We start from the raw sequence: 20,480 nt of genomic DNA, 5'->3' as shown, positions 1-20,480 counted from the left end.
AGAATATATGATAATGCAATCGGATTTTGTATTTTATATAGTGAATTATCAAATATTTTGTAGATGAAACAAAGATAAAATCCCCATCAAATTCCCTCTATGGCGATTATAAAGTTTCTGACAAATATTTTCAATATTTTCTGAAAACATTGTTGAATTGTGATATATTCGTATACTAACTATGAAATTTTTACAAATATATTAAAAAAATTACATAATATAACTAAATATTGAAAATATATTGAATTTTTAATAATATAGAGTGTGTAATACATATTTTATATTAGGGGAGGCAATAAGGGATGAAAAAGAAACCATTTAAAGTGTTATCATCAATTGCTTTGACAGCTGTTCTAGGCTTGTCGTTTGGTGCTGGAAGCCAGTCTGTATATGCTGAAACGCCGGAGAACAAGACAGCTACAAGCCCAGTTGATGATCACTTAATCCCAGAAGAGAGATTAGCAAATGCGCTAAAAAAACGTGGGGTAATTGATTCATCTGCTTCAGGGACAGAAACAAAGAAAGCTGTCGAAAAGTATGTAGAGAAAAAGAAGGGTGAAAATCCTGGGAAAGAAGCGGCAAGTGGGGACCAACTTACGAAAGATGCATCTGACTTTTTAAAGAAAGTGAAAGATGCAAAGGCAGATACGAAAGAAAAATCAGAGCAGCCAGCAAACGGGACTACAGCAGGAACAGGTCCAGTTAGAGGAGGCTTAAATGGGAAAGTACCAACTTCACCTGCTAAGCAAAAAGAGTATAACGGTGAAGTTCGTAAAGATAAAGTACTTGTTTTACTTGTAGAGTACGCTGATTTCAAGCATAACAATATTGATAAAGAGCCTGGCTACATGTATTCTAACGATTTTAACAAAGAACATTATGAAAAAATGTTATTCGGTAATGAGCCATTCGCGTTAGAGGATGGAAGCAAAATCGAAACGTTTAAACAATATTACGAAGAGCAATCAGGTGGTAGTTACACAGTGGACGGAACAGTCACAAAATGGTTAACAGTTCCAGGTAAAGCTGCTGATTACGGTGCAGATGCTGGTACAGGTCATGATAATAAAGGACCAAAAGGACCACGTGATCTAGTAAAAGATGCATTAAAAGCGGCTGTAGATAGCGGACTTGATTTATCACAGTTTGATCAGTTCGATCAATATGATGTAAATGGTGATGGGAATCAAAATCAACCGGACGGTTTAATCGATCACTTAATGATTATTCATGCGGGTGTTGGACAAGAAGCTGGCGGTGGTAAATTAGGTGATGATGCAATTTGGTCACATCGCTGGACAGTTGGACCAAAACCATTCGCAATTGAAGGTACACAAGCGAAAGTTCCATATTGGGGCGGAAATATGGCAGCATTCGACTACACAATTGAACCAGAAGATGGCGCGGTTGGTGTATTCGCACATGAATATGGCCATGATTTAGGTCTTCCAGATGAGTATGATACACAGTATAGCGGTGATGGTGAACCGGTTGAAGCTTGGTCTATTATGAGTGGCGGAAGCTGGGCTGGTAAAATCGCAGGAACAACGCCAACGAGTTTATCACCACAAAATAAAGAGTTTTTCCAAAAAACAATCGGTGGTAACTGGGCGAATATCGTAGAAGTAGATTACGAGAAATTAAATAAAGGTATCGGTCTGGCAACATACTTAGACCAAAGTGTTACGAAGTCAGATCGTCCAGGTCTGATTCGTGTTAACTTACCAGATAAAGATGTAAAAGGAATTCAGCCTGCATTTGGTAAACAGTATTACTACAGCACAAAAGGTGATGACCTTCATACAACGATGGAAACGCCACTATTCGATTTAACGAAAGCAACGACTGCAAAATTCGATTATAAGTCATTGTATGAAATCGAAGCAGAGTACGATTTCCTTGAAGTACACGCTGTAACAGAAGATGGACAAAAAACGTTGATTGAAAGAATTGGTGAGAAAGCAAATAGTGGAAATGCAGCTACGACAAATGGAAAATGGGTTGATAAATCATATGATTTAAGTCAATTCAAAGGTAAGAAAGTGAAACTAGTATTTGAATATATTACAGACGGTGGATTGGCGTTAAATGGATTTACACTTGATAATGCGTCACTAACTGTAGATGGAAATGTTGCATTCTCTGATGATGCAGAAGGTACACCACAATTCAAATTGGACGGTTTCGTTGCATCTAACGGAATGGATAAGAAAAAGCATAACTACTATGTAGAGTGGAGAAACTATGCGGGTTCAGATAACGCATTGAAATTTGCTCGCGGTCCAGTATATAACACTGGTATGGTTGTATGGTATGCGGATTCAGCTTACACAGATAACTGGGTTGGCGTACATCCAGGACATGGTTTCCTTGGTGTAGTTGACTCTCATCCAGAAGCAATTGCAGGAACTTTAAATGGCAAACCAACATTTACAAGCAGTACGCGATTCCAAATTGCTGATGCGGCGTTCTCATTCGACAAAACGCCAGCTTGGAAAGTTGTATCTCCAACGCGTGGAACATTCGTATACGATGGATTACCAGGGGTACCGAAGTTCGATGACTCTAAAAAGTATATTAATGAGCAGATTCCAGATGCAGGACGTATTTTACCGAAGCTTGGTCTGAAGTTTGAAGTAGTAGGACAAGCTGATGATAATTCTGCAGGTGCTGTTCGTTTATACCGTTAATACAGTAAAACTACCGGGAGATTTTCTTTCGGTAGTTTTTTGTGAGCAATGAATTTTATATAAAAGAAAAAATTATATATAATGTAATTTTACGAGTAAAAAAGTTCTATATAAATAATGAAAGAATTGGATAAAAATAGTGGGAGAAGGTGAATAGATGAGCATTTCTTCTATTGTAAATAAACAAAAGCAATATTTTTATAATGGATATACGAGAAGTATAGAAACAAGAAAAAATAATTTAAAAAAGCTTTATGATGGAATTCAGCGTTTTGAAGGTGAGATTTTTCAAGCGTTGAAATTAGATTTGAATAAATCAGTTCACGAATCATTTACAACAGAAATTGGATATGTACTAAAAGAGATTTCTTTTCAAATGAAGCATATTTCATCTTGGAGTAAACCAAAGCGTGTTCGCACAGCTCTTACTCATTTTGGATCGAAGGGGAAAGTGGTGCCAGAACCGTATGGTGTGACGCTTATTATCGCACCGTGGAACTATCCGTTTCAATTAGCAATTGCACCACTTGTAGGAGCATTGGCAGCTGGCAATACAGTCGTTTTAAAGCCGTCAGAGTTAACGCCAAACGTTTCAAAAGTGCTTACGAGAATGTTAGGTGAATTATTCCCAGAAGAGCTTGTATCGGTAGTAGAAGGCGGTGCTCAGGAAAGCACTGCACTTTTAAAGGAATCGTTTGACTATATTTTCTTTACAGGTAGTGTTGGTGTCGGAAAAGTTGTTATGGAAGCAGCGGCGAAAAAATTAACGCCTCTTACGTTAGAGCTTGGCGGGAAAAGCCCATGTATTGTACATAAAGATGCAAAGCTAGATGTAACCGCAAGACGTATCGTTTGGGGCAAGTTTTTGAATGCTGGGCAGACGTGTGTAGCGCCTGATTATATGTACGTTCATTCTTCAGTGAAAGAGCAGTTAATCGAGGCATTAAGACATGAAATCGCAGAGCAATATGGAAAAGATGCTTTGCAAAATGACAATTATGTGCGAATTGTGAGTGAGCGTCATTTTGAACGTTTATGTACATTTTTGCAAGATGGTAAACCTGTGATTGGCGGGAATTATACGAAAGAAACATTACACATCGAACCGACAGTGTTAACGAATGTTACATGGCAAAGTGCTGTTATGGAAGATGAAATTTTTGGGCCGATTTTACCAATTATAGAATATGACAAAATAGAAGAGGTAATTGAAACGATTCAGCACCATCCAAAGCCGTTAGCACTATATGTATTTTCTGAAGATAGAAAAGTGCAAAAGAAAGTGACGAGTAATATTTCATATGGCGGAGGATGTATAAATGATGTCGTATATCATCTTGCAACGCCATATTTACCTTTTGGGGGCGTTGGAAGTAGTGGATTAGGCAGCTATCATGGTGAACAAAGTTTTCGGACTTTTTCCCATTATAAAAGCATTTTGTCCCAATCTACAGCATTCGACATGAAAATTCGTTACTCTTCTACAAAAAGTGCTTTAAAATTCATACGAAAGTTGTTAAAATGATGATGGTGTTTATCAGTAGGCGTAGCCGTATGATAAAAACCCCTTCGCAACTGAAGGGGTTTTTCTGTTCGACATATGTATCATGCGAAAATGAATCAAACATACTACATAAAGAATAGAAGAGAACGCTGCTAAACAACCATTTTTGTTTGGATCGAAACAAAAAAATAGTCTATAGAACATAAATATTTATTCATGAATATAAAAATTAAAATTTAAGGTAGATAGGACGGGAAAATGAAAAAGATTATTAAAGTTGAAGCAGTAGAAAAACATTTTGGAAATCAAGTGATTATCCCCCCTCTTTCTTTAGATATTAAAGAAGGAGAATTTTTAACAATTTTAGGACCGAGTGGTTGCGGGAAAACGACTTTACTTCGTATGATCGCAGGATTTGAAACCCCAACTAAAGGGAATCTTTTATTAGATGATGAAAAGATTAACGATTTGCCGCCATACAAGCGTCATATGAATTTAGTGTTCCAACATTACGCACTATTCCCACATATGAATGTTGAAAAAAATATTTGTTTCGGTATGAAAATGCAAAAAGTATCAGCAGCAGAACAGAAAGAACGTGCGGAAGAGGCAATGCGTTTAACGCAGTTACTTGAGTTCCGTAATCGTAAACCTTCGAAGCTTTCTGGTGGACAGCAGCAGCGTGTAGCAATTGCAAGAGCAATTGTAAACAACCCACGTGTATTACTATTAGATGAGCCACTTGGAGCGCTTGACTTTAAGTTAAGAAAAGATTTGCAACGTGAATTGAAAAACTTACAACGTAATTTAGGAATTACGTTCATATATGTAACGCACGATCAAGAAGAAGCGATGAGTATGAGTGATCGTATTGTCGTTATGAATAAAGGGCATATCGAACAAGTCGGCACGCCTAAGGAAATTTACAATAAGCCGAAAACATTGTTTGTTGCGACGTTTATCGGTGAAAATAATATCGTGAAAAATGGGGAAAACTACGTAGCAGTTCGCCCTGAAAATGTAAAAGTTCGCTCGGTTGAAGAGTCAATTTTAAAAGAATACCATCTTGGACATATTGAAGATATTGAATTTGTTGGAAATATGGAAAAGCTATATGTACGTGAGGAGAAAACAGCGGAATTACTAATGGCATACCAAACTGCTGAAGAAGCAACGCAGTGGAGCATTGGAGATAATGTATATGTAGGCTGGGAGCAAGAGGACGAGGTGACCTTAAATTGAAGAAAGGGAAATTACTCGCATTACCTACAGTCGTATGGCTGTTACTCTTCTTCCTAATTCCACTTCTGTTCGTATTAGCATTTGCCTTCATGCAGCGCGGAGCATACGGGACAGTGGAAATGAAATTTACATTAGATAACATAGCACGTGTGTTTGATCCATTATATATGGGGACGTTATGGGAAACAGTGAAGATAGCTGTTATTACGACAGTACTATGTTTATTAATCGGTTATCCATTCGCCTATACAATTACAATTGTTGATCGTAAATATCGTTCTATCCTTCTATTATTGGCAACGATTCCGTTCTGGATTAACTTTCTTGTTCGTTCATACGCATGGATTGTTATTTTACGTTCACAAGGTCTTGTAAACACATTGCTATTGAAACTAGGTATTATTAGTGAACCTTTAAATCTGCTATATAATACGCCTTCTGTAATACTCGGAATGGTATATTCTTTATTACCATTTATGATTTTACCAGTGTATGCAGCAATTGAGCAGCTTGATAAGCGTAAGCTAGAGGCGGCTTATGATTTAGGAGCAACACCAGTAAAGGCATTTTGGAATGTAACAGTACCGATGACGATGTCAGGGATTACAACTGGTTCTATTTTAGTATTCGTTTCTTCTATCGGAATGTTTGTTGTATCAGACGTTATGGGTGGATCGAAAGTAGCATTAATCGGAAACGTAATTCAAAACCAATTCTTAGGTTCACGTGACTGGCCATTTGGTTCCGCGTTATCTATGATTGTTGTTCTATTCTCTGTTCTGTTAATTTACTTATATTATCGTGCAACGAAAGTATATAAATATGATGGAAACGGAGGGGAATAGGCAAAAATGAAGAAGTTTTTAGTTTCTTATTCTTGGTTAATCTTATTGTTTTTGTATTTTCCAATGATGGTTTTAATGGTATATTCCTTCAACGATTCTCGCATTAATGCGGAATGGGAGGGCTTTACACTCCATTGGTATACAGATTTATTTCAAAAACAAGATGTTATTGATGCGTTTGTAAATAGTATGACGATTGCTGTTATAACGACAATTGTGACGACAGTTCTTGGTGTGATTTTTGCTATTGCATTACACCGTTACAAATATCGTTTTGAAGGGGCCATTAACGGTCTTGTATATTTACCAATTTTAATTCCTGATATTTTAATGGGATTATCTTTACTTATCCTATTTAGTCAATTAGGTATGGAACTTGGAAAAACAACAATTATTATTGCACACATTACATTCAGTATTTCATTTGTTGTTGTTATTTTAGCGGCACGTCTTTCTGGTATGGGACGTGATTTAGAAGAGGCTGCAAACGATTTAGGAGCAACGCCGTGGCAAACGTTTCGTTATGTAACGTTTCCAGCAATTGCACCAGGAGTTATTTCAGCCGCATTATTAACATTCACATTATCGATTGATGATTTTGTAATTAGTTTTTTCGTATCAGGACCAGGATCAACAACATTGCCATTATACATTTATAGTATGGTTAAGCGTGGAGTATCGCCTGAAATTAATGCTCTTTCTACAATATTAATTGTTGTAATTGTAGGATTAATGGTGCTATCGGAAATTTTCCGTAATAAAGGTGCAGACGGTGAAGAGAACTCTGGAGGACACCTTCCTTTATAATACGAATGATATAGAAAGAACGAGGAGGTAATAAACCGATGAAATTAGTGAAGAGATTAGCTGGTATAGCAATTAGCTTCAGTCTTGCTGCAGGTGTACTTGCTGGTTGTGGTGAGAAAAAAGAAGAATTAAACATTTATAGCTGGGCGGACAATTTTGATGAGCAAGTTTTAAAAGATTTTGAAAAGAAATATAACGTGAAAATTAACTACGATAAATATGCAAGTAATGAAGAAATGCTTGCGAAATTACAAGCTGGTGGCGCGACATATGATTTAATTCAGCCATCTGATTACATGGTGAAAACGATGGCGAAGATGGACTTATTAGCGCCTTTAGATAAGAAGAATATCCCGAACATCGAGAACCTTGTGTCTAACTTTAAAACACCTGCGTTTGATCCAGAGAATAAGTATTCTCTAGTATATACTTGGGGTGTAACAGGAATTGCATACAATAAAAAGTATGTGAAAGAAACACCTACAAGCTGGAATGATTTATGGAACGAGAAATATAAAGGACATGTTACTTTATTAAACGATTCTCGTGAAGTATTAGGAATGGGACTTAAGAAAAACGGTTTCTCTAATAGCACGAAAGAGGATGCACAGTTAAAGACAGCGTCTGCTGATTTGCAGAAGCTACTTCCAAACTTATTAGCATTCGATACAGATAATATTAAACAAAAATTCATTACAGAAGATGCTTGGATCGGGACAGTTTGGTCTGGAGACGCAGCATTCATTGCGAAAGACAATAAAGATGTAGGATACGTTGTACCAAAAGAAGGTGGCACAATTTGGGCTGATACGTTAGCAATTCCAAAAGGTGCGAAAAATAAAGAACTTGCAGAGAAGTTTATGAACTACTTATTAGATGAAAAAGTAAGTGTGAAAAACTACGAGTCAATTGGTTACAGTAATCCAAATGAAAAAGCTCATCCTCTTCATAGTAAAGAATATCGTGATAATCACATGATCTTCTTAACAAAAGAAGAATTAGATCGTACAGAGTGGCTTGTTGATGTAGACGATAAGTTAAAAGACTACGATCGCTACTGGACAGAGCTGAAAACAAAAGGTAAATAAGTAAGAAAATGCGGTTTCTAAAGTAGAAATCGCATTTTTTCATAGTAGGAGGAAGTCGATTGAAGAAAAAGTTACATCAGTATGAGTTAATGTGTATCATTTTATTGTTTGTTCTATTTAGCATCATCGCTTGGAGGGTACATGTAGGTGGTGTTACAATGATGGATACATACGTACGTGATATGGTAAAAGGATTACAAACGGAAAGCTCACTTACATTCTTCTCATACTTTACAAAGCTAGGATCTGCAATTGGAGTTATAACGACACTAATTATAAGCTTGCTCGTTTTTTGGAAAAAGCGTTATTATGCTGCTATGATTGTGTATCCAATGGCTATATTAACGACACACCTTGTTAATAAGGGAATAAAAGAAATTGTAAAAAGAGACCGCCCATCATTAAATGAGGCACTTGACGCACTTGGGTATAGCTTCCCAAGCGGACATGCAATGCTATCTATTATAACATTCGGTTTTCTTGCCTATATCATTGCTGCCAATTTGAAGAGTGTAGCTGGAAAATGTGGTATTACGATTTCGATGGGCATATTAATTATATTGATTGGATTAAGTAGAGTTATTTTAAATGTTCATTACCCGACTGATATTTTAGCTGGTTACTGTGCAGGTGGCATTTTGTTAATCATCGCAATTTATTGTCATCGTTTACTTACCGAGAGATTGGGACTTAATAACGAGAGATAAAAAAACGTCTAGAAAAACTAGTATTATAGTTTTTCTAGACGTTTTTTGTTTAAATGACAAGTGAATTATATAAAGTAGGTGAAAATGTGTGAAGACAAATGTACATAAAATTGATAAGTGGGGGAAGTTAGGAACTTTTTTGTATCAATTTCGTTATACAGTAATTGTAGCATTACTACTACTTGCGATAGTGCTCGGTATTTTTGCTCCAAAACTTCCAGGAGTATTGGGCGGTGATGGTTTCCAAACAGAAGGGGATTATCAAAAGACGAAAGAAATTTTAGATAAGGATTTTAAGCAGTCTCAAGATACACTTTTACTCGTTTTTGAGAAGGAAAAGGATACTTCGCATGAGGAGTTCCAAAAGCGTATAGAGGGGATAATAAATCAAATTGAAGAGAAAGAAAAATACGAATCTTTCCATCATCCAATGCAAAATAAAGAGATGTTACAAGATGATATCGGTTATGCGACGATTTTATTTTCCGGGAAAACAAATAAAGAACGAATGGAAAAGACATTACAATTTGCCGGGAAAATCGAGAAGGAAAGTAATAGCGTATTAAAAGTAACACCGACAGGATATCCGAAAATTAATCAAGAGATTAATGAAAGAACGCAAAATGATTTAAAAGTAGCAGAGATGATTGGATTACCTATTGCTTTTCTCGTACTATTATTCTCATTTGGTAGTCTGATTGCGTCTATTTTACCGATTGTAAATGGCGCGCTTAGTGTCATTAGTACGATGGGGATTTTATATTTTATAGGTAGTGATAAAGAGCTATCTATTTTCGTGTTAAATGTTGCACCGATGATTGGGCTCGCATTATCAATTGATTTCGCACTGTTATTTGTAAATCGTTTTCGAGAGGAAGTTGCGAAGAGAACAGTGAAAGAAGCGATAGCGATTACGTATCAAACGGCAGGGCGTGCTATCGTATTTTCAGGGTTATGTGTATTCGTCGGTTTATCAGGCTTATTTTTCTTTAAGATAGATTATATTCAGTCTGTTGCTATTAGCGGGATGATTGTCGTTATTATGAGCATTTTGTTTTCGCTCACACTTCTTCCGGCGCTATTATCTTTAATTGGTAAAAGGATATTAAAAAAGAATCAGGCGGCGCCTACGCCATCAAATGTATGGCGTAAATTTGCACAGTTTGTAATGAAACATCCAATCGTCATGATTATTGTTGTTACAACATTTATTGTTATTTGTTTATTACCGCTACGTACAGCTAACTTGCAGTTTCCTGGTGTTGAAGCGTTACCTGAAAAGAGTGATACGAGAGTTGCATTTGAGAAGTATGAAGAAGCCTTTAATAAAACTGTCCAAACACACGCTGATGTGACATTAGTAGTAGAGACGAAGAAAGATATAACAGAAAAAGAAAGTTTACAAAAGATAGAAGCTGTTGTTCAAAAGTTAAAAGACGATAAGCAAGTATATAAGGTGAAAAGTGTATATGACGGGCTAAATGGAATGAAAGCAGATCAAGTTGCTGGAATGTTACAGTCGCCAGAGGCTGCGAAAATAGCTCCTGTATTTGAAGCGTATACGAAAGGGAATAAAACAACAATGGAAGTCTTTTTGGATACGAAGCCAAGTACAGAAACCGCAAAACAATGGGTTCGTGATTTCAAAAAGAATTATAAAGAAAATGATGTTACTTATTATTTGGGCGGTATGACGACGTTCCAGCAAGAGTTAGAAGATGAAATTAAAGATAAAGTTGCAATTGGTATGTCTGTTATATTTGGATCAACCTTTGTCATTTTATTATTCGCATTCCGCTCTATACTCATTCCAATTAAAGCTATTATTATGAACGTACTTAGTTTAAGTGCAACAATTGGAATTGTAATTTGGTTATTTGAAGGTGGTCATTTCGGATTAGAAGAGAGTTCAGTTTTATTTGTATTACCAATCTTTATTTTCGGCCTCGTATTTGGGCTTAGCATGGATTATGAAGTATTTCTTATTTCACGTATTCATGAGCTCTATGAAGAAACAGGGGATAACGATCAAGCAACGTTAGAAGGGCTTGTTTCGACAAGTAGGATTATTACGTCCGCCGCTTTAATTATGATTGTTGTTACCGGTGCGTTCGCCTTTACTGATATTTTACCAGTAAAGCAGATGGGGCTTGGGGTTGCATTAGCAATATTTCTTGATGCAACAATTATCCGTCTTATGCTCGTACCAAGTTTAATGAAATTGTTTGGGGATTGGAACTGGTGGCTACCATTTCGAAAGAAAAGAGAAAAATCATCATAAAAAAACTCATCTATAAGATGAGTTTTTTTTATGAATAGCAGGGCCCATATTTTGCGCATAGTATGTGATAAGAACATTACATACAAGTAGGTGAAGGCAATGTTTCGTTATTTTAAGTTTAAGCTAAATGATACAGTACAGTTTGCTGAAAACGATGGGCATATGTATCGCATTGTCGGTTATCGGTTGGAAAAAGGGTTTTACCCAAAAGATGAATGGACTCATATTATTTATGAACTGCTTAGAGACTTTGACGGGTATACGATGGATGCGGAAGAAGAGGAACTTGTAAAAGTCATTCAAGTAGAGGATGAGTATTACAAAATACAAGAAGTATCGGGGTATCGCTATCCAGTAAAAATGAAGCAAAAGCAACAAGTTATGAAAGGAGAGAAAATAGACGACTTATTAGATACGTACAACGACTATAAACGATTGGCGGATTTCTTTAAAGATTTATTGTATGAACAAAAAGCTGAAGAAGTGTTGCAGGAAATGAAAAGGCTTAGAGCGTGAGGGGACAGTCGATTATAAGGCTGTCCTCTATTTTTGACGGTGCATCAAATTATGTTTTCCGTTACAATGAGAGAATCAATAGAAATAAGGTGATTATAGTATGGAAACAAAGAAAAAGGGCGAATGGTGCGAAATTACGGTTCCAGCGACGTGGAATGGTATAAGTATTGAGTCGTTGTTAAAAGTAGAATGGGAAGTACCAAAAAAGTTATTACATCAGCTTCGTATGGAAAAAGGTGTTACGGTTAACGGAGAACAAAGGAGATGGAATGAACTTTTAAAAGAAGGAGATAAGTTACAAGTTCATATGTTTATGGAGGAGGAGTACGGCGTAGAGCCGGAATATGGTGAATTAAATGTAGTGTTTGAAGACGATCACGTACTCATTGTAAATAAGCAGGGGCAAATGGATACACATCCTTCTGAAAAAAATGGGACGGGAACACTTGCTAATCTTGTTGCTTTTCATTTTCAAATGCAAGGTTTAGAGACGAAGGTTCGGCATATCCATAGATTAGATAAAGATACGACAGGTGGTGTTGTATTCGCAAAACATAGAATTGCGGGTGCAATTATGGATCGTTTATTAATGGAACGGAAAATCAAAAGAACGTATATGGCACTTGTTGAAGGAAAAGTAAAAAAGAAGCAGGGGACAATTGATGCAGCTATCGGAAGAGATCGACATCATGCTACAAGGCGTCGTGTTTCTCCAAAGGGAGACCAAGCTATAACGTATTATAAAGTAGAGAAATATTTTAAAAAACAAAATGCGACGCTCGTAACGTTACAGTTAGAAACTGGTAGAACGCATCAAATTCGCGTTCATATGAGCTATAATGGAAATCCATTAGTTGGGGATGTATTATATGGTGGGCAAACAACATATATGTCCGGGCAAGCGTTACATGCGATGAAGATTAATTTTTTGCATCCGATTACGAAAGAAGAGATCGTTGTTGACGTACCTTTCCCTACAAATTTAAACGATACAATGAAAAAATTTGAAAGAGAAAATAGGTAAAGTGTAAGTTTAAAGTTGAAAAAGGTAGATTTTTGCAGGGATTTCTCTGAAAGAGGCGAAGCCGTTAAGAGAAAAGAGAGGTGAGAATTACTTGATCAAATATAAATACATGCTAGGGATATTTTTCGCTTGTCTTTTACTTACTCTATGTATTTATCCATATTTACCAACTCGTATGGCAGTGCATTGGAACGAGAATGGTGGAGCGAACGAGTTTATGAGTAAACAAGTTGTCGTATTATTTATCCCTGTCCTTATTATTATTTTACATGGATTAGTATATGTTATTTTACATAATATATATAAGTTTAATGAAGGAGAGTATTTCATTATAAATGGATTTATAAAGAGTATTACTTTATTTATGATGTTTGTCCATATACTAATTCTCTTTATTAATTTGGGAAGTATTATATCCTTTCAGACAGGACTAACGATTGGAATTAGTATGTTTCTTTTTATGTTTAGTAAAGTGTTTAAAAAGGTGAAGGATAGAGAGAAAGAACCGATCAAATTACAAAAAATCCGTTTAGTTAGTAGGCGAATCTTTCAAGTGATGGCATGTAGCATATTATTTTCGTTGCTTTTGAGCCTGAAGTGGGGATTTTACTTGTTAATTAGTGTAATAAGCTGCGGGTCTATTTTGTTTATGTTCTACATTTTATACGCATACATATTAGAAAGCTATGAAACATAAAAAAAGAGTCTTCTTCTAGAAGACTCTTTTTTTATTTATTTCGTAATAAATTGTTGTGTCCAGTAGTTGCCGCTTTCTACATAGCCAACACCGATATGAGTGAAGCCACTATTTAAGATGTTTGCACGGTGTCCGGCACTGTTCATCCAAGCTTGTACAACTTCTTCTGGAGTACGTTGTCCTTGGGCGATGTTTTCACCTGCAGATTTATAAGAAATACCAAATTTTTTCATCATGTCAAACGGAGACCCGTATGTAGGGCTGTTATGATCAAAGTAGTTGTTTTTTTGCATATCTTCAGACTTAATGCGTGCTACTTTGCTTAATTCAGTATCGATTTGTAATGCTGATAAGCCTTGTTTTGTACGCTCGGCGTTTGTTAATTCAACAACGCGTTGTTCGAATTCGCTTAAAGATTTTGCTTCTTCAGCAGGCTTTTGCTCAGCAGGTTTTTGTGTTTCGTTTTGAGTATTGTTGTTTTCAGCTGGTTTTTGAGCTTCTGGTTTAGCAACTTCTTCAGCAGGCTTTTGTTCAGCTGGTTTTTGAGTTTCCTCAGCAGGCTTTTGAGCTTCTGGCTTAGCTGTTGGTTGTTCAGTAACAACATTTTCAGTAGGCTGTTGACCAGGAATGAAGCAATCTTGTTGGAATTGTCCTTGGTTCCATTGTGCTAATGATTCAACTCCCATAGATTGTAAGAATGCTTGTAATTCTTGTTGGCTCATTTGCTTCATCATCATTTTTGAATGCTGAATATTTTGAACCTTTATGTTAGATGGTTGTACTGTTGCAGCTTGTGCATCTAAAGAAGATACTCCTAAAGTAAGAGCTGTTGCAGCAGCTACAGATAATAAAACACGCTTTTTCATGATGTGTGTCCCCCTATATAAAGTTTTAATTTGTTTTCACACGATTTGTTTTTGACAGCCTGTCTGACTGACCAATTCATCGTAGCATACAATTTGCGAGAAAAAAGATGGAAAAAAATTCATAGACTTAAAAATTTCCTAATTTATCCTAAGAGGAGGAAAGGGATGAAATAAGAGAAACATAGAGTATAAAAGGAATTTTTAGCATTTTTATACTTGGTTTTAAGAGGGGGTTTTTGGATAAATGTACCTATATTAAAAATGAAGAATCCTATTGTATCAATGATTTTAGCATTTTTTTGAGGAATATACTGGATGTATTTTTACAAAACTGTAATGTTTCTGTTGTTCTTTTTTATAATAAAGTAACATATTTTTAATGTTGTAGCGGACAAAAAAGCGGCTATCTCTTTACGTAGACGAAGGAGATAGCCGTTTTCCTATTATTACGTATGTTACGAGTTATTACGAGTTGGTTTCAATTGCTTCTAATAATAGATCAACAATGTGAATTCCTCTCATTTTATGAGAAAGACCTTCACGTTCAATACCTAGTTTCATTTGTAATAGACATCCAGGGTTTGCAGTAACAATTGTCGCTGCATCTGTTTCATGTACACGGTCCATTTTGTAATCTAGAAATTCCATTGATAACTCCGAATGGACAATATTATAAAAACCAGCAGAACCACAGCAACGGTCCGCATCTTTCATTTCGCGGTATGTTGCGCCTTGAATGGCCTCTAGTAACATACGAGGTTCCGAAGATGTTCGCATAACATTGCGTAAATGACAAGAGTCTTGATACGTAATGATTTGCGGCGTGAGTCGTAAGTCATTACGTTTATGGAAATCTAGTTCTACTAGTATAGCAGTAATATCTTTAATTTTAGAAACAAATTGCTTTGCGCGTTCAGCCCATTTGGGATCATCTTTTAACAGATAATCATAGTCTACGAGGTAAGCTCCGCAACCACCTGCATTCGTAATAATATAGTCGATGTTTAAATCTTCGAATGCTTCTATATTTCGTTTTGCTAATTCTTTTGCTCCACTCTTTTCACCAGCATGCCCATGTAATGCCCCGCAGCAACTTTGTGTTTTCGGAATAACGATATCACAACCAGCTAACTGAAGAAGTTTCATCGTTGCGTTATTTGTTTCTAAAAACATCGTATCCATTAAACAGCCTGTGAAGAATGCAACTTGTTTCTTCTTTGCCACCTCAGCAGGTAAAAATTCAGGACGATCTTTCATTGCTTTCATTTTAGGGACTTTTGGCAAAACGAGGTCCATCGTTGCAAGTGTTTCAGGGAATAACTTCATAATACCTGTTTTATGTGTTAGCGTTTGTAAACCAGAACGCTGGTAAAATCCGATTAGTCCTGTTAATGTTCGCATTCGGTTTTGATGCGGGAATAGTCCTTCAAAAACAACTTTACGAACAGCTCTCACGGGCATGGAGAACTTTTTATTTTGATTAATAATATCACGAGCTTCTTCTAATAAATGTCCATAATTCACACCAGATGGACAAACAGGTTCACAAGCGCGGCAGCCAAGGCAAACATTTAATGTATCTTCAACATCTTCATCCGGCTCAATTAAACCATCAACGACGGCTTTCATTAAGGCGATACGTCCGCGTGGGGAATGTGCTTCTTTATACCCAGATTGAATGTAAGTAGGGCAAGTTGGTAAACAAAAGCCGCATCGCATACAGTTTAGTAGTTCATCTTCACTTAATCGTTCTTTAAATTCCTTTTGAATGTTTTCTTTATTTAATGTGGTCATCGCTCAACCACCACTCTTTTACGAGAGTCTTTCGCGAACATCTTTCCAGGATTCATAATGTTGTTTGGGTCGAAGGCTTGTTTAATCCCTTGCATAGCAGCAATACCTTCTTTACCTAATTTCATTTCTAAATACGGAGCTTTCATTGCGCCAACACCATGTTCACCAGTAATCGTACCACCAAGCTCAATCGCTTTCGCAAATATTTCAGCAAAAGCTTGTTCGGCACGATGCATTTCTTCTTCATTACGGGCATCTGTCATACAAGTCGGATGCAAATTACCATCACCAGCATGACCAAAAGTACAAATAGGAATATTATATTTCTTTGCAATTGCATTAATTGCTTCAACCATTGGAGCGATTTGTGAACGTGGTACAGTTGCATCTTCTAATATTGTTGTCGGTTTTAGTCTTGCAAGTGCTGATAGTGCACTACGGCGTGCTGTACGAAGCGCATCTGCTTCGGCTTCATCTTTTGCAACGCGAACATCGACCGCATTCATAGCACGGCAAACGTTAGCCATTTTTTCGATATCGCGATTGACAACCTCGGGCGGGCCATCTTGTTCAATTAATAAAATTGCTTTAACGTCAGTTGGTAAACCGATTTGTGCAAACTCTTCTACAACTTCAATTGTTGGTTGGTCTAAAAACTCAAGTGTCGCCGGAATAATTTTATTTGCAATAATAGCAGAAACAGCTCGAGCAGCTTCGTTAATATCTTCATATAGCGCAAGCATCGTTTTCTTCGTTTCAGGCATAGGGACAAGTTTTAATATAGCTTCCGTAACAACACCAAGTGTTCCTTCAGAACCAATAAATAAACGAGTTAAATCATAACCAGCTACATCTTTTGCTAATTTACCGCCAGTACGAATGATATCGCCGTTCGGTAAGACAAGTTCAAGCCCCATTACATAATCACGTGTTACGCCATATTTTAAACCACGTAATCCGCCGGAGTTTTCATTAATGTTACCGCCGATTGTAGAAATTTTCATAGAGCTTGGATCTGGTGGATAAAATAAAGCTTTTTCTTCTACTGCTTTAATAATATCAAGTGTAATAACACCAGCTTGTACAGTAATTGTTAAATTCTCTTCGTCAATTTCTAAAATATTGTTCATATGGCGGAAAATAAGGACGATACCACCTTCAAGTGGACACGTTCCAGCGCAAAGATTTGTTCCAGACCCGCGAACGTATACTGGGATTTTATGAGTGTTACACACTTTTAACACGTCTGCTATTTCATTTGTATTACGAGGAGCGATGACTGCATCAGGCATCGCTTGGAAGTTTGGAGTGGCATCATAACTATAAGTTAAACGCCCCATATTGGATGTATCTACATTATCTTCGCCAACAATAGATACGAATGAATCAATAATTTGCTTTTCTAACATTGGAAATCCCCCTCAAACTGTTAACGTATTTCGTCATAATAAAAAACGTTGTAACAGTGCTTTCATTATAATGATAAAAAAGTTGGAGGATTCTTTCTATGTACAATCATCTAAAGATTAATCTATTTTATCGTTATTTTTTGTGTGATTATCTAATAAGAGGAGTGCGAAGTATAAAACATTTAAATCTTTGAATTGTTTCGGGTCAAGTCCTGTATGTTCTTCAATCTTTTTTAGCCTGTAATGCAATGTATTAATGTGTATATGTAATTGCTCAGCTGTCTGCTTATAAGATTGGTTATAATCGATAAATAAACGTAAAGTGTGCATAAGCTCAGGAGATGATACTAAGTTTTCAATGGTACGCTCTAGAAACTGTTCTCGAGTTTCAGTAGAAATATCTTGTAAGCACATTTCTAAACGTAAATCTTCATTAAATACAATTTTTTTCGTTTCAAGTGATACTGAAAGGGCGCGTAATGCTTGTTCGTACGATAAGTTCATATTGCTTGGCGTAACTGTTTGTCCAATCCCGATATATAAAGTAATAGAAAATAAAGTTTCACAGTCTTGTTTTAACCGTTTTAAAAATTGAAAGGTTTGCTCTTTGGATTGGATTGTTGTAAACAAAATAAACCGATCATTTCCCCAGCGAACAAATAAATTTTCTTTTGCTAAAATGTTGCGCATATGTTGCCAAATTTTACGCTGGAGCATCGTATTATCTTGGGCGATTGATAATAAAATAAGTTGTTTCTTCTTATATAAATCAATGCCAAGCGTTTTTGCACGATCGAGAAAACTTGGAGACCAGTCTGTATTTTGAAGCCAATCAAAGACAAATGCTTCATAAGAACGGTGCTCAAGTTCTAGTTGTTCTAAAAAGTAGTTTTCATGAATTAATAATTCGGTCATCTTACGTAATATTTCTCCGTATTGTGAAATATTTTCAGGTTCTCCTGTAATTCCAATCACGCCGATTACTTCGTCATGGAATAGTAAAGGAAGGTTCATCCCAGCTTTTACACCTTGCAGTCGTCGTTCATCGTCTTTTGTAATAATGACAGTTTTCTTTTGTTTCGCACAGCGGAGTGCACCTTCATGAAATTGACCGATTCTTTCCGCATCTGTACTTGCGATAATAACGCCTTGTATATTAATAATAATAATGTTTTCAGTAATTAATCTGCGTACTTCACGTACAATTTTATTCGCTAAATCAGGAAAAAGCATAATTTACACACCTCAAATTCTATTTGTTGTACATTATATATGTAAGTTTATTAATAAAGGAAGATTTCACATTTTCCACACATTTATTTGTTATTTTACAATTATAACGAAATCATCCGAAGATGGAGGGAATCTTTTGAGAAAGTATGTTTTTCTTCTCTGTTTTTTATTTCTATTAGTAGGGTGTCAAGGAAGTTCGTATACACCGATTGCTAAAGATAAAAGTGTTATTATAACAACGAATATAAAGGAAGGTAGTATTAGTTTTATTGATAAAAAAACAAAGAAGCTATTAACAACATGGGAATTAAATGAGCCGATTGCGGGGGTTACGCTACTTCCAAATGGCGAGGAAATACTTGTTTATGGTAAGCAATTAGAATATATGTATGTATATTCACTAGCAGAAGGAAGACAAGTGGACAAATATAAGATTGGAAAAGGAATTGCTAATGTTATCGCATCAGATGATGGAACACAATTATTTGCTGCCGATCAAAATGAACAAAAGGTAAGGTTCTTTACGATAAAAGGAAAAGAGACAGGGAGTGTTTCAACAGGAAAAGGGCCGATAACGATGGTAGAGCATCATAACCAGTTATCTGTACTCAACTTTTATGATACGAAACTAACGACCATTGATACAATGAAAAAAGAAGTGATACAGTCCTTTATGATTCCACCAGCATCAACAGGAGCAACGGTTAGCGCTGATGGGAAAGAAATATGGATTGGTGGACATGGTGATGGAAGTCAAGTGAATGAGAAAGTATTAGTGTATTCTTTACAGAGCGGAGAGATGATGCGTTCTTTACATGCTCCGTTTATGCCTGTGAATATAACAAAGGATGATAAGTATGTATATGCGCTAAGTCACGGTTCAAATACGCTTAGAAAGTTTGATGCAAGTACGTATCAAGAGGTAGGATTTGCAGAAGTAGGATCTAATCCATTTGCATTTTTGAAAAGCGGTGCAGAAGGATATGTAGCTAGTTATGATAGCGATGAAGTATGCGTAATGGATATGAAGAATATGAAAATAAAACAAACAATTAAAGTCGGAAAAGGACCGTTTCAACTCATAGAGAGAGAAGGGGAAGGACAATGAGTAAATATAACGTGCTAGTCGTAGATGACGAAAGTGATATGAGGCAACTTGTCGGAATGTACTTAGATAACTTCGGATACGAGTGGGGAGAAGCTGAAAATGGAAAAGAGGCACTTCGAAAATTAGAGACGGATCATTACGATTTCGTTGTACTAGATATTATGATGCCTGAGATGGATGGGCTTTCAGTTTGTAAAGAGATTCGAAAAACGTCGGATGTACCTATTATATTTTTAACAGCAAAAGGTGAAGAGTGGAATAGGGTGAACGGCTTACGTATGGGAGCAGATGATTATATTGTAAAGCCATTTAGTCCCGGGGAACTAATTGCTCGTATGGAAGCTGTTTTAAGACGATATACAAAGCAAGAACAGCAAGAAGAGATTCAATTTGGACCGATTCTTATTAATGAAAAAAGTAGGAGGGTCGAGACGAATGGTGAGACGATTCCTCTTACGGTAAAAGAGTTCGATTTACTATATTTTCTTTGCCAACATAATGGACAAGTATTTAGCCGGGAACAATTGCTTGAAAAGGTGTGGGGATATGATTATGCAGGAAGTACAAGAACGGTAGATACGCATGTGAAAACGATGCGTCTAAAGCTAGGAGAAAGTGGAAACTACATTCAAACGGTTTGGGGTGTAGGTTATAAATTTGAGGTGTAAC

17 protein-coding genes are annotated in these 20,480 nt (G+C 36.4%); 13 read left to right on the top strand and 4 right to left on the bottom strand.

Features of this window, described 5'->3' with window-relative positions:
• The first annotated feature begins 302 nt into the window (after window positions 1-302).
• The 11 genes from inhA1 (at window position 303) to DN408_RS15575 (ending at window position 13,401) form a co-directional block, all read left to right on the top strand.
• On the top strand, window positions 303-2,690 hold the full coding sequence (inhA1, locus tag DN408_RS15625; RefSeq protein ID WP_002126109.1) for a M6 family metalloprotease immune inhibitor InhA1: 2,388 nt from the start codon (window positions 303-305) through the stop codon (window positions 2,688-2,690).
• A gap of 157 nt (window positions 2,691-2,847) precedes the next feature.
• Entirely contained in the window at window positions 2,848-4,215 is a 1,368-nt protein-coding gene (locus DN408_RS15620; protein ID WP_078178273.1) for an aldehyde dehydrogenase, read from the top strand.
• Window positions 4,216-4,452: 237 nt separating this feature from the next.
• Window positions 4,453-5,436 (top strand): spermidine/putrescine ABC transporter ATP-binding protein PotA, encoded by a 984-nt coding sequence (gene potA / locus DN408_RS15615; RefSeq protein WP_147740238.1) that lies wholly within the window; start codon window positions 4,453-4,455, stop codon window positions 5,434-5,436.
• Window positions 5,433-6,281 carry a spermidine/putrescine ABC transporter permease PotB gene (potB, locus tag DN408_RS15610; protein ID WP_002126118.1) on the top strand — a complete coding sequence of 283 codons (849 nt, stop codon included), beginning with the start codon at window positions 5,433-5,435 and terminating at the stop codon, window positions 6,279-6,281. The genes potA and potB overlap by 4 nt, the downstream gene beginning before the upstream one ends.
• A gap of 6 nt (window positions 6,282-6,287) precedes the next feature.
• Complete coding sequence (gene potC / locus DN408_RS15605) at window positions 6,288-7,088, top strand: spermidine/putrescine ABC transporter permease PotC (protein WP_002011483.1); 801 nt, start codon at window positions 6,288-6,290, stop codon at window positions 7,086-7,088.
• Between the two features lie 38 nt (window positions 7,089-7,126).
• Window positions 7,127-8,176, top strand: coding sequence for a spermidine/putrescine ABC transporter substrate-binding protein PotD (gene potD, locus DN408_RS15600; protein WP_002011485.1), 1,050 nt, complete (start codon window positions 7,127-7,129; stop codon window positions 8,174-8,176).
• Window positions 8,177-8,235: 59 nt separating this feature from the next.
• Window positions 8,236-8,883 carry a phosphatase PAP2 family protein gene (locus DN408_RS15595; protein WP_002011488.1) on the top strand — a complete coding sequence of 216 codons (648 nt, stop codon included), beginning with the start codon at window positions 8,236-8,238 and terminating at the stop codon, window positions 8,881-8,883.
• Between the two features lie 88 nt (window positions 8,884-8,971).
• Complete coding sequence (locus DN408_RS15590) at window positions 8,972-11,164, top strand: MMPL family transporter (RefSeq protein WP_002166118.1); 2,193 nt, start codon at window positions 8,972-8,974, stop codon at window positions 11,162-11,164.
• Window positions 11,165-11,263: 99 nt separating this feature from the next.
• A complete protein-coding gene (locus tag DN408_RS15585; RefSeq protein ID WP_002126125.1) occupies window positions 11,264-11,680 on the top strand; it encodes a hypothetical protein in 417 nt (138 codons plus the stop codon).
• Between the two features lie 100 nt (window positions 11,681-11,780).
• Window positions 11,781-12,704 (top strand): RluA family pseudouridine synthase, encoded by a 924-nt coding sequence (locus tag DN408_RS15580; protein WP_002126127.1) that lies wholly within the window; start codon window positions 11,781-11,783, stop codon window positions 12,702-12,704.
• 91 nt (window positions 12,705-12,795) lie between these two features.
• On the top strand, window positions 12,796-13,401 hold the full coding sequence (locus DN408_RS15575) for a DUF1648 domain-containing protein (protein WP_002126129.1): 606 nt from the start codon (window positions 12,796-12,798) through the stop codon (window positions 13,399-13,401).
• A gap of 35 nt (window positions 13,402-13,436) precedes the next feature.
• Here the strand turns inward: DN408_RS15575 and DN408_RS15570 are convergent, their stop codons facing one another.
• From DN408_RS15570 to DN408_RS15555, 4 genes are all read right to left on the bottom strand, one after another.
• On the bottom strand, window positions 13,437-14,267 hold the full coding sequence (locus DN408_RS15570; protein WP_002030537.1) for a CAP domain-containing protein: 831 nt from the start codon (window positions 14,265-14,267) through the stop codon (window positions 13,437-13,439).
• Between the two features lie 465 nt (window positions 14,268-14,732).
• Window positions 14,733-16,061 (bottom strand): (Fe-S)-binding protein, encoded by a 1,329-nt coding sequence (locus DN408_RS15565; protein ID WP_147740237.1) that lies wholly within the window; start codon window positions 16,059-16,061, stop codon window positions 14,733-14,735.
• Window positions 16,058-17,470: a glycolate oxidase subunit GlcD gene (glcD, locus tag DN408_RS15560; RefSeq protein WP_002168855.1), complete on the bottom strand. Its 1,413-nt coding sequence runs from the start codon at window positions 17,468-17,470 to the stop codon at window positions 16,058-16,060. Before glcD ends, DN408_RS15565 begins: the two co-directional genes overlap by 4 nt.
• Before the next feature lie 117 nt (window positions 17,471-17,587).
• Window positions 17,588-18,703, bottom strand: a complete 1,116-nt coding sequence (locus tag DN408_RS15555; protein ID WP_002140915.1) for a CdaR family transcriptional regulator — start codon at window positions 18,701-18,703, stop codon at window positions 17,588-17,590.
• Between the two features lie 136 nt (window positions 18,704-18,839).
• On the opposite strand from DN408_RS15555, the gene DN408_RS15550 reads away from it, so the two are divergent.
• Both DN408_RS15550 and DN408_RS15545 read left to right on the top strand, forming a co-directional pair.
• Window positions 18,840-19,811, top strand: coding sequence for a YncE family protein (locus DN408_RS15550; RefSeq protein WP_147740236.1), 972 nt, complete (start codon window positions 18,840-18,842; stop codon window positions 19,809-19,811).
• The gene (locus DN408_RS15545; protein WP_002126137.1) at window positions 19,808-20,479 is read left to right on the top strand and encodes a response regulator transcription factor; all 672 of its coding nucleotides are present in this window, start codon (window positions 19,808-19,810) and stop codon (window positions 20,477-20,479) included. Before DN408_RS15550 ends, DN408_RS15545 begins: the two co-directional genes overlap by 4 nt.
• The last annotated feature ends 1 nt before the right edge of the window (window position 20,480 follow it).

This window comes from Bacillus sp. AR13-1, from assembly GCF_008042285.1.
Lineage (GTDB): Bacteria > Bacillota > Bacilli > Bacillales > Bacillaceae_G > Bacillus_A > Bacillus_A mycoides.
The sequence above is the reverse complement of the archived record's forward strand: the minus strand, read 5'-3'. Positions and strand labels throughout refer to the sequence as shown.